This is a genomic window from Microbulbifer mixtoriginis (SeqCode), from assembly GCF_052466865.1.
This window is the reverse complement of sequence record NZ_CP174293.1, coordinates 1119436-1132880: the sequence shown is the minus strand read 5'-3', so window position 1 is coordinate 1132880 and position 13445 is coordinate 1119436. Positions and strand designations below refer to the sequence as shown.

Below are 13445 nucleotides of genomic sequence, written 5' to 3'. Positions count from 1 at the left end.
GGGATAAATAAAGCTTGGCGAACCTAATTGGCGCCGAGCCAGGCAATCAATACGCAGTCAGTAGCTTTAGCTCAGCCCAATTAATAAATTGAAGTTCTGCCAAATAAATCGAATACCGATAATGCAGAGCAATAAGGCAAAGCAAAGTTTCAATCGCTTGGCAGATATCTTATGCGCCAGGTTAGCCCCAAGCTTGGCAAAGAGCACGCTGGTAAGAACAATCCCTAAAAAAGCCGGCCAATAGATGTAACCACTGCTCCAGTCCGGCAATAACTTATTACCCCACCCCTGAACAACAAAGCTCAGCGAACCAGAGATGGCAATAGGCAAACCAAAAGCCGCTGAGGTACCCACTGCCCGCTGCATTTTGACAGCAAAGTGCGACAGATAGGGGACAATCAGCGCCCCCCCGCCAATACCAAAAATGGCCGCGAGCCAACCAATTACCCCCCCCGAACAAATCAGCGGGAGTGAGCCAGGTAAGCGGTCATCACTCTCCTTCTGGGAAGCTGTACGCAAGCCACTCACGCCCATACGCACAGCCATAATTATGGCGAAGACACCGATCAGGAGTTGTAGCCAGGCTCCAGGCAATAGGTCCGCAGTCACGCCGCCCAACCAAGATCCCACAAGTATCCCAGGGGTCATAACCCAAAATAGATGCCAGTCGACCGCGCCCTTAGCATTGTGAGCCCATACCGAGCTTATTGAAGTAATAACAATGGTTGCTAGAGAAGTACCCACAGCCATATGGGTCAGCACTTCGGGAGAAATACCCGTCGCGGAAAAGATCAGCACCAGAGCAGGAACAATGATCAGCCCCCCACCAATCCCCAAGAGGCCTGCCGCGGTACCTGCAACAGCACCGAGTAATAAATAAACAAGCAACATTTCCATGTTGCTTCAGTTTAGTCACCCTGTGTGACTAGGATGGGTTACGGGCAACAGGGAGAGTACAAAGCACCCACCCCATAACTGCGCTTTGCCAAAAGCTCAGATCAATATGACCTGAGCAACCTTACTTCACAGAGCCAGTAAGCCACTATTCAGCCAAATGAAACGTCCACCAATAACGCAAAGCAACACTGCAAATCCATGCTTCAACCACTTTGCCGGTAGGCGGTGGGCCAGATTAGCGCCGAAGCGAGCAAAGATCGTACTGGTCGCAACAATCCCCAAAAAGGCAGGCCAGTAGATAAATCCACTGCTCCAGCCTGGCAGTAGAGTGTTCCCCCAACCCTGCACCGCAAAGCTGAGAGCTCCCGCAATGGCGATGGGCAAACCGCAAGCTGCGGATGTAGCAACGGCTCTCTGCATCCGCACCTTGCAACGGGACAGAAATGGCACGGTGAGCGAACCACCACCAATGCCAAAGATTGCCGAAACCCAACCAATCACTGCACCTGCGCCAGCTAATATGGGGGCTGCCGGTAAAATACCGGCACCCTCCTCCGCCCCACTGTGCCGCAAGCCACTCAGCCACATGCGAATGGCGATAACGATAGCAAAGACGCCAATTAACAGCTGTAACCAGGCCCCAGACAACCAATCTGCTGTCATTCCGCCAAGCCAGGAGCCAATAAGAATCCCCGGAGTCATCATTCCAAACAAGCGCCAGTCCACCGCACCTTTTTTATTATGTGCGCGCACTGAGCTGATAGAAGTAATGATGATGGTTGCGAGAGATGTCCCCACCGCCATATGAGTAAGTATGTCCGGGGAGATACCCATGGCAGTAAAAACCAGCACTAGGGCCGGCACGATAATTAAACCACCGCCCACCCCAAAGAGGCCGGCAATAGTCCCTGCCGCAGCCCCCACTAACAAGTAAATAAGTAAGGTTTCCATCCAGTCACTATCCTTTAAACAACCGCTAGCACTGACCGCAGCGCCCTTGGGCCTGTGAGTTATCACTATTTTTTGAGAGGAAATTTAGGTGGCACCCGAGTGCCGATTACTCACGGGCTTCAACGGTGAGCCAGTCAAACCCTTCCTGCTGACAGGCGAAAATGCAGTTCTCGACACTCTCCACCATTTCTGCCAGAGCTGAACGAGCAAGTTCGAGAGTATTGTTTTTTTCGCTGATATGGGCGACCACCAGATGCTGCAGCTGTTCATAACCCACACGCTGTAAAAATCCCGCAGCCTGCTGGTTACTCAGGTGCCCATAGGCACCACCTACACGCCGTTTCAGAGAGGGGGGATAGGGCCCCTGGGCCAGCATCTGTGGATCGTGGTTGGCTTCCAGAACCAGTGCATCGCAATCGGCAAAATGGGATTCCACATGGGGAGTTACTGTGCCCAGGTCGGTCAATAAGCCCAAACTACTCCCTCGGCTGCGGAATACATACTGTGCAGCTTCTCTGGCATCGTGCGGCACGGCGACAGGTGTCACCTGAATATCCCCAATCAGGAAAGGCTGATGCCCTTCGATCAAGTGCACCTGTGGTAACTTGCCGATATCACGGGCGCGAAGAGTCCCGGGAGTCAGGTAAATCGGCAGGCCATACTTGCGCGCAAGCGGGGCGACACCGGAGAGATGGTCGCTGTGCTCGTGGGTTACCAGTATCGCAGCGAGGTCAGCCGGAGACATACCGAGCCGAGACATACGTCGCTCGGTTTCCTTGATGGTAAAGCCGCAGTCCACTAACAGACATTGGTCGCCACTGGCGACCAATGTACCGTTTCCTTTACTGCCGCTTCCCAGTGAGGCGAAGCGCAAACCCATTATTAAATCAGGTTCTGCTGAATAGAGAGCAGTAGCTGGGAGGCCTTGTTGCGCGAGAGAGGCTGACCACGGGTATCGCGGATACGCACTTCGATCTCATCGTCACCACCCCGAATCACAATTAAGTAGCCGGGGAAGCCGCCCTCAGGAATTGAGCCGACACCCAAGCCTTTGATTTCCTTGAACAGCGCAGGCTCACTACCCTCAGAGGTATCGATACCGGCAAGGATCTGCTGCAGGGTTATCTGGTCGGCATTTTCGGCCAGCTCATCGTCCTGCTTGGACTTCTTACCCCAGGAGAACCAACCACCATCATCCTCTTCACTCTCCGCCAACTCGCGCTCTTCATCGTAGGTAACGTAGAAAAGACCGATATCGGAATCCTCGCGATGCAAGCGATAAGCGCCGGCATTCACAGCGTGGGCAACGGTAGCCCAAGCACGTTCCATCTCGAGCCCCATAGAAATATAGGGTTCGTGACCTACGGGTTCACGCAGCTGCACCTTTACAGAGCTACCACCTATGGCCTGGGCCACCAGAGAGGCCGAAGCACCGGAGGCATCTGTGGCCAGGGCAGTGGACATCTCATCGATCATCCAACCCTCGCGCTCCGGGCTGCTTGAGAGTTGCGGCCAGTTGACCGTTCCCCCCACAGGAGCATCCACCGCAACAGATAGGTGGCGCACGTGGACCTCCGTGGTGTCCGGCTGAACACCAGTCTCTATCTGCAGACGATATTTATCCTTGGTATCGGGGCTCTCGTTAAATGTCATCCAGGCGGTTTCCATAATACCGGCACTGGCATCAGACATCTCCACGGTCAGCCCGGAAGTGCGCAGAAAATAGTGCAGCTGGGGCCAAACCTCTTCGGGGGGTTGGGAAATCAATACCCAGCGGCTGTTGCCCAGCTTCTGAATTTTTACCCGCTCCAGCCCTGCATTGACCGATAGTGCCTGTGGACGCGGCACTTCAAAGTCCCCATCCTCTAAGCCATTTCCGGCGATCTGAGGAATCTCGTAGAGTTCTTCCTGGTGTTTGGCGTTGATACCCTCTGGAATCTGCAGCGGCGCCAGGCTGTCCGCCTGCTGGTAATCGTTACTGCGATCGCGAAAATAGCCATCGTTGCCGAACACACCACAACCCGCCAGGCTGAGACTAGAAATACAAAGCGCGACTCCAACGGTCAATTTGTTCATTAAAGCTTTCCTGGTTAATTCACGATTCGCAGGTTTATAGTACGCCGGCACTGCGAAGAGCCTCGCGCACTGTAGCATGATGCTCGGGCGAGAGACTGGTCAGCGGCAGGCGGATGCCACCATCAATACGCCCCATCTCCCGCAAAGCCCACTTCACCGGTATCGGGTTGGACTCCAAAAACAAAACTTTGTGCAATATTTGAATACGCTGGTCTATTGCCCGTGCAGTCACGGCGTCTCCAGCCAGCGCGGCCTCACACATCTGAGCCACTGCCGCTGGGGCCACATTGGCAGTGACACTGATATTACCTTGGCCGCCCATCAACATCAGTTCCATGGCAGTACTATCATCACCGGAGTAGAGTGCAAAGCCCTCTGGCAAGGTATCCAATAAAACTTTAGCGCGCTCCAGATCACCGGTGGCCTCTTTAATCCCAACGATATTACCAATAGATGCCAGGCGCTGAACTGTCTCAGGCAACATATCGACGGCAGTGCGGCCGGGCACGTTGTATAGAATCTGTGGAATCGGCACAGCCTTGGCGATAGCGCGGTGATGTTGATATAGGCCTTCTTGGCTCGGCTTGTTGTAATAGGGCGTCACCAATAGACAGGCATCGGCACCACAGCGGGCGGCACCTTCAGTTAGATCGATCGCCTCGGCGGTAGAGTTAGCGCCAGTACCGGCAATTACCGGAATACGCCCCGCGACCTGATCCACAACCCGACGGATAATCTCAACATGCTCATTAACGTCGAGGGTTGCGGACTCTCCTGTGGTCCCCACGGCCACTAGTGCACGTGTGCCCTGTTCAATATGCCAGTCAACTAGGTTACGCAAACTGTCCCAGTCCAAGCTTCCGTCTGCAAACATTGGGGTGACCAGGGCCACCATACTGCCGGTAAACATCCTCTCTCCTTATTTATTGCGCTCGGCCTGGAATAGCACCGCCAAAGTCGAACTGGTATGTTACTTAGGGCGCAGAATCTATGCCAGTGCCACTAGCTCGCTACCTTCCTGCGCTTCTTTTTCTTCTTGCGCACACCTTCATAGACATTGGTTGCGCCCTCTGGACGGGTCTTAAAGCGGCGGTGAACCCACATATACTGCTCTGGCGCCTCGCGGATACGCGCTTCGATGAAGCGGTTGACCAGAATCGCGTCCTGTAGTTCATCACCGGAAGGAATTTCATCGATGGGATCGTACACTTTGAGGCGATAACCGGAATTGTCATCCAGGCGGGTAAGCACGTAAGGCACAACCCTAGCGCGCCCCACACGGGCAAATCGCGAAGTCCCTGTGACGGTCGCTGCAGGCACACCAAACAAAGGCGCAAAAACACCCTGCTTAATCCCATAATCCTGATCCGGAGCATACCAGACCGCCCGACCATGTTGCAGGGCGCGCAATACTCCACGCACATCCTTACGCTGATAAACGCTGCCACCACCTGTATGGCGCTCGCGTCCTTTGCGTTGCATATAGTCATAAACCGGATTTTTATGGGGCCGGTACATGCCATCCAGGGTAATACTCATACCCATCAGGGCCGCCCCCATCTCCAGAGTGGTGAAGTGCATGGCCATCAACAACACACCCTGCCCCTGAGACTGGATTTGCTGTAACTGCTCAAGGCCCTCGAAAGTACATCGCTTTCGCAACCAGCGCGCTGAGCGAAACCAGGCCATACCGGTTTCCATTAATGCGATACCACTGGATTCAAAATTGCGGATAAGTAAATTTGCCCGCTCGGTATCACCGAGCTCGGGAAAACACAGGGCCAGGTTGCGCTCGGCTATGGTGCGGCGGCTCTTGGCCATTCTGAGCATTGCTCGGCCAAAACTGCGTCCCATTGCCAGCTGCCAGCGATAGGGCAGTTGAGCCACCAGGAACCAAAGACCGAACAACAACCAGGTCGGCCAGTATCGGGGGTGCAGCAGGGCCGCTCGAAAACGAGGTTTTTCCATCGGGTATCGCTACGCGGCCGGGGGAGTTCCCCCGGCTTAATCGGTTGAATTCGGCGTAGTATAACCTATGGGATACGGCGCAGGGGTGGACAACTGGCCAGTGACACGGCGGATTAATGACGCAGCAGTGAGTCCAGTTCATCGACTGCGACGCACCAGTCAGAATCTTCTTCTATGGCACTCTCGAGAAATTGTCGCTGCCCCTCGGTCCAGAAAGACGCTGCGGACAATTTCTCATGCCGATGCAGGTAATGAGTGATCAGAAACTCGTGTATTTCCGCATCCTCTGAAGCCAGCCCCAGCTGGGCGAACAAATCATTGAGAGTGTGATGCCCGGTGGTCTCCATAAAAGCTCCCTAAAGTTTTCCCTTACCGGTTACGCAATTTTCTCTCCCAATTATAGATATCTCCACCCGCGCACTAAGGTGCCGGGTTAGGGTTTTCGCTGTGGATTGCCTCAATTGCGGCCAGCACTTCCTCATCGAGCTTCAAATCAAGGCTGGCAATATTTTGGCGCAACTGCTCCATGGTTGTGGCGCCGATAATATTAGAGGTCACAAACGGCTGCTGATTGACGAAGGCCAGGGCCATCTGTGCGGGGTTTAGATCAAATTGGCGCGCCAATTTCACATAGGCCTCGGTAGCTGCACCAGTGCGCCCCCCCGTATAGCGCTGGAAGCGATCATATAGTGTCAAGCGTGCGCCGACGGGCTTTTCCCCTCCCAGATACTTCCCGGAGAGGACCCCAAAGGCCAGTGGCGAGTAAGCCAATAATCCACATCGCTCGCGCAGGGATATCTCGGCACAACCAATCTCAAAAGTGCGATTCAATAAGTTGTAGGGATTTTGGATCGAGGCGATGCGCGGCTTACCTAAAATCACCGACTCCCTAAGATACTCATGCATCCCCCAAGGGGTCTCATTGGAAATGCCAATGTGTCGCACCTTACCCACCTTGACCAGCTCCTCCAAGGCATCGAGAGTCTCGGCAATAGCGATGCCATCATCCCCTCCGTGCTGATAGCCGAGACGGCCGAAAAAATTGGTCAGGCGCTCGGGCCAATGCACCTGGTATAGGTCGATATAATCGGTAGCCAGCCGTTTGAGGGATTGGTCACAGGCCTCCAGTATCTGCGCACGGTTCAGCCGCGGGCCCGAGCGCAGATGCCCAACGCCGGAGTTTGCCTCCCCACGCCCGGCTACCTTGGTGGCGATAATCACCTTGTCGCGCCCACCGCGGGCCGAGAGCCATCTGCCGATAAACTCTTCCGTCCGCCCCTGGGTCTCTGGCCGAGGTGGCACCGGGTACATTTCGGCGCAATCAATAAAATTCACCCCTTGCTCGAGGGCATAATTTAGCTGTTCGGCGGCATCATCGGCGCTATTTTGCTCGCCAAATGTCATGGTGCCCAGGCAGATCTGGCTCACTTTGAGATTGCTGGTACCGAGCTGGCGGTATTCCATGAAGTCCTCCCCGCAAAAACAAAATGGGAATTATGCCCCCTTGCCGCAGGTAGAAAACAGGGAGGTGAAGAAGTAATTAGGGAATGAGAGAAAATGCCATGCAGACCTTAACGGTGAGGCAAAATAAAGGGGAGTAGCGACACGACTCCCCGTGGGTAGGGGCTCCAACTTGAGCCCCGCAAAAATCAACGGAACTCCGCCTCTACCAATGGACTGGTATCCGCCTCATAGTCAACACTCTCAGTGCCAAAACCAAACAGCTTGAGAAAATCCGCCTGATAGCCGCTGTAATCAGTCAACTCAAACAAGTTTTCCGCCGTTACCTGAGGCCACAGGTTTTCAATCTTAGCCTGGGTCTCCGGGCGCAGCTCTTTATCATCCATGCGCAGGCGGTTCTCTTCATCGAGGCGCGGCGTATCGCTATAGAGCCCTTCGGTGTAAAGACGATACAACTGCTCAATACAGCCCTCGTGAGTGCCCTCTTCTTTCATCACCTTGTAGACCAGGGAGATATAGAGCGGCATTACCGGGATCGCGGAGCTGGACTGGGTAACCAGAGCCTTGAGCACCGCAACATTAGCGTTTGCCTTACCGCTCTCGGTAATCGCCTTGGCGGCACGATCCAGGTCTTCCTTGGCCTTGCCGATGGTGGCGTGGCCATAAATCGGCCAGGTGAGCTTTTCACCGATATAGGTGTAAGCCACCGTCTTGCAGTTATCGGCCAGAACCCCAGCTTCGCCCAGGGCCTGCATCCATAGTTCCCAGTCTTCACCGCCCATCACCTTCACGGTGTTGGCAATCTCTTCCTCGCTGGCGGGGTCGACAGTGATATCGGAAATTTCCAGTTTGTCGGTATTCAGGTTTTTGGCGGTATAGGATTCACCGATGGGCTTTAATACGGAGCTGTAGAGTTCACCGGTCTTGGGATCTGTACGGCGAGGTGAGGCGAGACTGTAGACCACAAGGTCTACTTGCCCCAAGTCCTCTTTAATCATTTCAACAGCCTGGGCTTTTACCGTGTCGGAAAAGGCATCGCCGTTGATACTCTTAGCATAAAGGCCGGCCTTATGCGCCTCGGCCTCAAAAGCTGCGGAGTTATAGTAACCAGCAGAGGCTGTGCGCTTCTCCGTGGGCGGTTTCTCGAAAAACACCCCCAGGGTATCGGCGCCACTGCCAAAGGCGGCAGTTATCCGCGAGGCCAATCCGTAACCGGTGGAAGCACCCACGACCAGGACACGCTTTGGACCATTTTCGATCGCTGGCTGCGACTTGATGTAGTCAATCTGCTCACGCACGTTGGCAGCACAGCCCTGCGGGTGGGCATTGGTACAAATGAATCCGCGAACTTTCGGCTGGATAATCATCCTAACAGTCTCTCCCTATGCACTTGGGGAATCGTGGTTATGTGATCACAGATACGCGGAACACGCATCGGGGAAAACGGTGCTGCAAACCCTGCGCATCGACGCCTGAGTCACACTGATAGGTCATTCTAATGGTTGTGGCCTAGGAGTCCCATAGCCCCTTTTCCCTTCAAACAGCCTCACTGTCCAGAACCTCCCCAATAGCGGCCAAAGTGGCCAAACACCCCTAAAGTGACTTTTTGCACTATTTTTGCGCATCAGGATTAATTTCACGCCGGATATACGGCTTAAATCTCTTGTTATGGCACGCATTCCACCTGAAAAGCTCAGCTAGACTTTCTCAGGCTTGGCACGCTGTGTGCAGAACACTCCATATGCGAAAGCTATCGGTTTGAATACTGGAAGCATCCAATCCGAATAGCCACTGCGCAATTACTTACCCGTCGAGCGTTAAACCCAAAGTAAGTTAGGAAGGTCAGCGTGAAATATTACTCCCGTCACTGCGTCAAACCCTGCGATCTGAATCCCGCACAGCGCCTGTTTGGCGGTCAGCTGCTCGCCTGGATTGATGAAGAAGCCGCCATTTTTGCCGGCTGTCAAATGGGCACGCCCATGCTGGTCACCAAGCTGATGTCAGAAATTGACTTTGTTAGTTCAGCCTGCTGCGGCGATGTCGTGGAATTCGGCTTTGAAGTGGTTGGTATTGGTCAGACCTCCCTGACCGTGCACTGCGAAGTGCGCAACAAGCAGACCCAACAACTGATTGTGCAGGTGGAACAGATTGTTTTCGTGGCACTGGATGCCAACGGCAAACCCACTCCCCACGCCAAGGCCGGGATGACCCTTGAGCAGGCGCGTATCGCTACGCGGCGTGAGCGGGAGCTTCGCGAGCGTCGATTGGCCGGTTAAAGCGCTCTTTAATCCCCAGAAAGCTATTCCTGTGGATGGCGGTATAATGACCATTTTGTCACTGCCGTTATCCACCATGTTGCAACTACGCTTTAAAACTCCGAGGGCCTGGGCAGAGGTAGTGCTCAAAGATTTCAATCGTTTTCTACAGGATCACGCCGCCGCCGAAAAGAAGGCCTCTGGCATGGCCGTCTCCATGTTCTCCCACTATCCGGATAAACCTCTGTTAGTGGAAGCCATGGTGAACCTGGCATTAGAGGAAATGAACCATTTTCGTCAGGTCATCAAAATCATGCACGAGCGAGGTATCTACCAAGCAGCGGACGAGAAAGATCCCTACATCCACGCCCTGCGACAGTTAATCCGCCGCGGCCCTGATGAATACTTGATGGATCGCTTGCTCACCGCAGCCATTATTGAGGCGCGCGGTTGCGAGCGCTTTGGCCTGGTGGCCGAAGTACTACCAGAGGGGCCGCTGAAAACTTTTTATCGGGTAATCACTGAGAGCGAAGCCCGCCACCATGAACTCTTTTTAGAGTTGGCACTGGAATACTTTCCTAGCCATACAGTAGAAGACCGCCTTTGCCATCTACTGGATGAGGAAGCGCGAATCACTGCGGCACTGCCCTACCGTGCGGCTCTGCACTAGTCAGGGATGGAGGCAGTAATCCGATACAACCCACGGAGATAAGCAATCGTGTATGCTGGCGCGGATATACCTTGTCTGTAATGAGGTTTCCGCATTTATGTCCACCCTTCGCCAACACTGGTACCGCTTGGTACTACTGAGCATTTTCGCCTTTACTTGGGGTTGGTCCGCCTGGCAGCCCCTACATCCGGATGACTGGTTGCTGGAAAACTATCTGGTCTTTGCAGCCCTTCCCGTTATTTTGCTCAGCGCCCGGGTATTTCCTCTATCCAGGGTTTCCTACACGCTAATCACCCTGTTTATGTGCCTGCATGTCATCGGCTCCCACTACACTTACGCGGAGGTACCATTCGGTTTCTCCATGGGAGAGTGGCTCGGCAGCGAGCGCAATATGTACGACCGGTTGGTGCATTTTAGTTTTGGCTTATTACTGGCCTACCCGGTACGAGAGATATTGATCCGCCTCGCCGGCTTGCGCGGTTTTTGGGCTTACTTCTTCCCGGTAGATGTCACCTTCGCCCTGTCCTCCATTTATGAAATTATCGAGTGGCAAGCGGCGCGCACAGTTTCCCCGGAATTGGGCATCGCCTTTCTCGGTTCACAGGGGGATATTTGGGATGCGCAGAAGGATATGTTGCTGGCGGGCCTAGGCGCCATAGTCGCTATGTTGATTGTACTGGCCCTAAACCTGTGGCTGAACTCCAATACTTGGAAAGAAATACGCAATAGTATGCGGGTTCCTGAAGGGGATCGGGCCAGAGGAGAAGCCAAGCTCCTGCAATGGTGGCGCAACCGGCACAGCCACTAATCCTTCAGCCTGTCCCTGCGTAAGTCAGTGGCAGGCGGGTAGTCTGTTTCATGGTCTCCATCACAAAACTGGAACTGACATCGAATAGGTCAGCTTTGATCAGCGCCTTATAAAGGCGGTCGTAACCGGGCATATCGGTAACCACCGCCTTGATCAGGTAATCAAGGTCCCCACTCATACGGTGCACCTCCAATATCTCGGCGATGCCTTGCACCAACTCACCGAACTGAGCAGCCCAATGATCATTGTGCTGATTGGTTCGAATGGAAATATATACGGTCAGTGGCAGATTGAGTTTCTGCGGGTTCAGCAGTGTCACCCGTTCGGCAATCACGCCCTCCTCCTCCAGCTTGTTAATACGCCGCCAACAGGCGGATTTTGATAGTCCTACCTGCTCGGCAATATCCCCCACAGAGAGTGTCGCATCCCGCTGCAATAACTCGAGAATTTGTTTATCTTGCCGGTTAAGTACCGCTGCCATACCTGTCCCCACTCTGGCCATCAAATGGCCCATCGTCTCACTTAACCATCAGAATTCAACACAATGAATCTAAAAGCTTAAAATTACGGCACAGAACTTCGGTAATGAGCTGAAAAACAACATAAATAGGCACATTGTTTCACTCCCAAAGCCCTAGAGTGCCCCTATAAAACAGGGAAGAGAATCATGACCACTCTTATCAAGCACATCCGTGAATCTGTTATCGGCGATCGCACACCAATTCCGACTCCTTTTGGACCGAGGCCTTTGGTTTATGCCGATTACACCGCTTCCGGTCGTTCATTGACGTTTATCGAAGATGCCATCCGTCAGCAGGTACTGCCCTACTACGCCAATACCCACAGCGAGAGTTCCTTTACCGGTGCCCAGATTAGTGCGCTGCGCGAGGAAGCGCGGGAAGAAATTCGCCGTGCGGTCAATGCAAACCCCGAACACAAGGTCATTTTTTGTGGCTCTGGCGCCACCGCTGCGATCAACAAGCTGATCGATATCCTCAACATGCGTTTGCCGGCTGACCTGGACAAGCGACACCAGCTACTGGAGCAAATCCCTCCCCAACAACGGCCGGTGGTTTTTATCGGACCCTACGAGCACCATTCCAATGAATTGCCCTGGCGGGAAAGCATCGCCGAACTGGTTTCTATTCCCCTGAATCGCCAAGGCGGGCTGGATCTAAACGGTCTGGAATCCATGTTGCACACTTACGCCGAGCGACCCGTGAAGATTGGCAGTTTTTCCGCTGCCTCCAATGTAACCGGCATTAAAACCGACGTAGCGGCCGTCACCCAACTGCTACACCGCTACGGCGCTCTGTCCTTCTGGGACTATGCGGCTGCCGCGCCCTATGTGGAGATCGATATGTGTGCAGTTGGGGACAATGGGGTCAAGGCAAATAAAGACGCGATCTTTATTTCACCACACAAATTCGTCGGCGGGCCGGGCAGCCCCGGTATTCTGGTGGTACACCAGCGGCTGTTAAAAAACTCTGTACCGGCGACTCCCGGCGGAGGCACAGTACTCTATGTCACCCCGAAAGATCACCGCTACCTGGAGGACCCGGAGCGCTGTGAGGAGGGCGGCACACCCGCCATTGTTGAGTCTATTCGCGCCGGCATGGTCTTCAAACTGCAGGGGATGGTGGGCACAGAGGAAATTGCCAGACGTGAAGAGCAGTTTATCAACCGAGCGCTGCAGCGCTGGTCCCGTGAAGAAAATATCGAAATTCTCGGTAACCTGCAGGCACCTCGCCTTTCCATCGCTTCACTGCGTATTCTCTGGCAGGGCAAGGACTTGCACTACGGCTTTGTTGTGGCACTGCTCAATGATCTGTTTGGTATCCAGGCCCGCGGTGGCTGCTCCTGTGCCGGCCCCTATGGGCACGCACTGCTCGGCATTGATATGGAGCACAGCCGCGCTCTGGAAGAACAGATTCTAAAGGGGCAAAAACTACTACGACCCGGCTGGGTGCGCCTGAATTTCAATTATTTTATCGACGAAGACACCTTTGAATACTTGCTAGAGGCAGTTGCCCTGGTCGCACAGCACGGCTGGAGGCTGCTGCCCTATTACGCCTTCGACACGGCTCAAGGAGTCTGGCGCTTCCAGCAAGAAAAACTCGGCCCAGTTGTCAGCTTGGCAGAGATGGATTTTTTCGCAGGGGCAATAAACGAAGAAGAGGAGCCTCAACCGCTAAGGACCCTGAGCGACTACCTTGCTATCGCGGAGGAGGAGCTATGCCGAGCTCGGCCGGAGGCGCATTACTGCGAATTAACACTGCCTGCAGATGCCGAAGCACTGCGCTGGTTCACCAGCCCCAGGGAGGCAGCGTTGGCTTTCTGAGGCCGCAACCCCAGAGCT

At 54.1% G+C, this 13445-nt stretch carries 14 protein-coding genes; 4 read left to right on the top strand and 10 right to left on the bottom strand.

Going from position 1 to position 13445, the window contains the following annotated elements; translation table 11 throughout:
- Positions 1-66: 66 nt before the first annotated feature.
- From ACJJJA_RS05200 to fabV, 9 genes are all read right to left on the bottom strand, one after another.
- Entirely contained in the window at positions 67-891 is an 825-nt protein-coding gene (locus ACJJJA_RS05200; protein WP_444888077.1) for a sulfite exporter TauE/SafE family protein, read from the bottom strand.
- A 132-nt stretch (positions 892-1023) separates the two neighbouring features.
- A complete protein-coding gene (locus tag ACJJJA_RS05195) occupies positions 1024-1848 on the bottom strand; it encodes a sulfite exporter TauE/SafE family protein (RefSeq protein WP_252084670.1) in 825 nt (274 codons plus the stop codon).
- A 106-nt stretch (positions 1849-1954) separates the two neighbouring features.
- Positions 1955-2728: an MBL fold metallo-hydrolase gene (locus tag ACJJJA_RS05190; RefSeq protein ID WP_444903910.1), complete on the bottom strand. Its 774-nt coding sequence runs from the start codon at positions 2726-2728 to the stop codon at positions 1955-1957.
- Positions 2729-2730: 2 nt separating this feature from the next.
- On the bottom strand, positions 2731-3924 hold the full coding sequence (locus tag ACJJJA_RS05185; RefSeq protein ID WP_252084668.1) for an NlpB/DapX family lipoprotein: 1194 nt from the start codon (positions 3922-3924) through the stop codon (positions 2731-2733).
- A gap of 34 nt (positions 3925-3958) precedes the next feature.
- Complete coding sequence (gene dapA / locus ACJJJA_RS05180) at positions 3959-4834, bottom strand: 4-hydroxy-tetrahydrodipicolinate synthase (protein WP_252084667.1); 876 nt, start codon at positions 4832-4834, stop codon at positions 3959-3961.
- Between the two features lie 92 nt (positions 4835-4926).
- Positions 4927-5892, bottom strand: a complete 966-nt coding sequence (gene lpxL, locus ACJJJA_RS05175; protein ID WP_252084666.1) for an LpxL/LpxP family Kdo(2)-lipid IV(A) lauroyl/palmitoleoyl acyltransferase — start codon at positions 5890-5892, stop codon at positions 4927-4929.
- A gap of 113 nt (positions 5893-6005) precedes the next feature.
- Positions 6006-6239, bottom strand: a complete 234-nt coding sequence (locus tag ACJJJA_RS05170) for a DUF2789 family protein (protein ID WP_252084665.1) — start codon at positions 6237-6239, stop codon at positions 6006-6008.
- 73 nt (positions 6240-6312) lie between these two features.
- Entirely contained in the window at positions 6313-7356 is a 1044-nt protein-coding gene (locus ACJJJA_RS05165) for an NADP(H)-dependent aldo-keto reductase (protein WP_444899021.1), read from the bottom strand.
- A 185-nt stretch (positions 7357-7541) separates the two neighbouring features.
- Positions 7542-8720, bottom strand: coding sequence for an enoyl-ACP reductase FabV (fabV, locus tag ACJJJA_RS05160; RefSeq protein WP_444903909.1), 1179 nt, complete (start codon positions 8718-8720; stop codon positions 7542-7544).
- A 480-nt stretch (positions 8721-9200) separates the two neighbouring features.
- On the opposite strand from fabV, the gene ACJJJA_RS05155 reads away from it, so the two are divergent.
- The 3 genes from ACJJJA_RS05155 to ACJJJA_RS05145 all read left to right on the top strand — a co-directional run bounded on the left by ACJJJA_RS05155 (position 9201) and on the right by ACJJJA_RS05145 (position 11086).
- Positions 9201-9629, top strand: a complete 429-nt coding sequence (locus ACJJJA_RS05155; protein WP_252084662.1) for an acyl-CoA thioesterase — start codon at positions 9201-9203, stop codon at positions 9627-9629.
- Positions 9630-9705: 76 nt separating this feature from the next.
- Positions 9706-10278 carry a tRNA-(ms[2]io[6]A)-hydroxylase gene (locus tag ACJJJA_RS05150; protein WP_444885957.1) on the top strand — a complete coding sequence of 191 codons (573 nt, stop codon included), beginning with the start codon at positions 9706-9708 and terminating at the stop codon, positions 10276-10278.
- A gap of 52 nt (positions 10279-10330) precedes the next feature.
- A complete protein-coding gene (locus tag ACJJJA_RS05145) occupies positions 10331-11086 on the top strand; it encodes a DUF2238 domain-containing protein (protein WP_444903908.1) in 756 nt (251 codons plus the stop codon).
- 4 nt (positions 11087-11090) lie between these two features.
- Here ACJJJA_RS05145 and ACJJJA_RS05140 read toward each other — a convergent pair whose 3' ends face one another.
- On the bottom strand, positions 11091-11567 hold the full coding sequence (locus tag ACJJJA_RS05140) for an Lrp/AsnC family transcriptional regulator (RefSeq protein ID WP_252084660.1): 477 nt from the start codon (positions 11565-11567) through the stop codon (positions 11091-11093).
- A gap of 186 nt (positions 11568-11753) precedes the next feature.
- Between ACJJJA_RS05140 and ACJJJA_RS05135 the strand changes: the two genes are divergently transcribed.
- Positions 11754-13427 (top strand): aminotransferase class V-fold PLP-dependent enzyme, encoded by a 1674-nt coding sequence (locus tag ACJJJA_RS05135; RefSeq protein WP_444903907.1) that lies wholly within the window; start codon positions 11754-11756, stop codon positions 13425-13427.
- Positions 13428-13445 lie beyond the last annotated feature (18 nt).

Coding starts and splice junctions, on each gene's coding strand:
- ACJJJA_RS05135 (WP_444903907.1), top strand. CDS start 11,754: ATGACCACTCTTATCAAGCACATCCGTGAATCTGTTATCGGCGATCGC.
- ACJJJA_RS05185 (WP_252084668.1), bottom strand. CDS start 3,924: ATGAACAAATTGACCGTTGGAGTCGCGCTTTGTATTTCTAGTCTCAGC.
- ACJJJA_RS05170 (WP_252084665.1), bottom strand. CDS start 6,239: ATGGAGACCACCGGGCATCACACTCTCAATGATTTGTTCGCCCAGCTG.
- ACJJJA_RS05200 (WP_444888077.1), bottom strand. CDS start 891: ATGTTGCTTGTTTATTTATTACTCGGTGCTGTTGCAGGTACCGCGGCA.
- ACJJJA_RS05140 (WP_252084660.1), bottom strand. CDS start 11,567: ATGGCAGCGGTACTTAACCGGCAAGATAAACAAATTCTCGAGTTATTG.
- dapA (WP_252084667.1), bottom strand. CDS start 4,834: ATGTTTACCGGCAGTATGGTGGCCCTGGTCACCCCAATGTTTGCAGAC.
- ACJJJA_RS05150 (WP_444885957.1), top strand. CDS start 9,706: ATGTTGCAACTACGCTTTAAAACTCCGAGGGCCTGGGCAGAGGTAGTG.
- ACJJJA_RS05165 (WP_444899021.1), bottom strand. CDS start 7,356: ATGGAATACCGCCAGCTCGGTACCAGCAATCTCAAAGTGAGCCAGATC.
- lpxL (WP_252084666.1), bottom strand. CDS start 5,892: ATGGAAAAACCTCGTTTTCGAGCGGCCCTGCTGCACCCCCGATACTGG.
- ACJJJA_RS05190 (WP_444903910.1), bottom strand. CDS start 2,728: ATGGGTTTGCGCTTCGCCTCACTGGGAAGCGGCAGTAAAGGAAACGGT.
- ACJJJA_RS05195 (WP_252084670.1), bottom strand. CDS start 1,848: ATGGAAACCTTACTTATTTACTTGTTAGTGGGGGCTGCGGCAGGGACT.
- ACJJJA_RS05145 (WP_444903908.1), top strand. CDS start 10,331: ATGCTGGCGCGGATATACCTTGTCTGTAATGAGGTTTCCGCATTTATG.
- fabV (WP_444903909.1), bottom strand. CDS start 8,720: ATGATTATCCAGCCGAAAGTTCGCGGATTCATTTGTACCAATGCCCAC.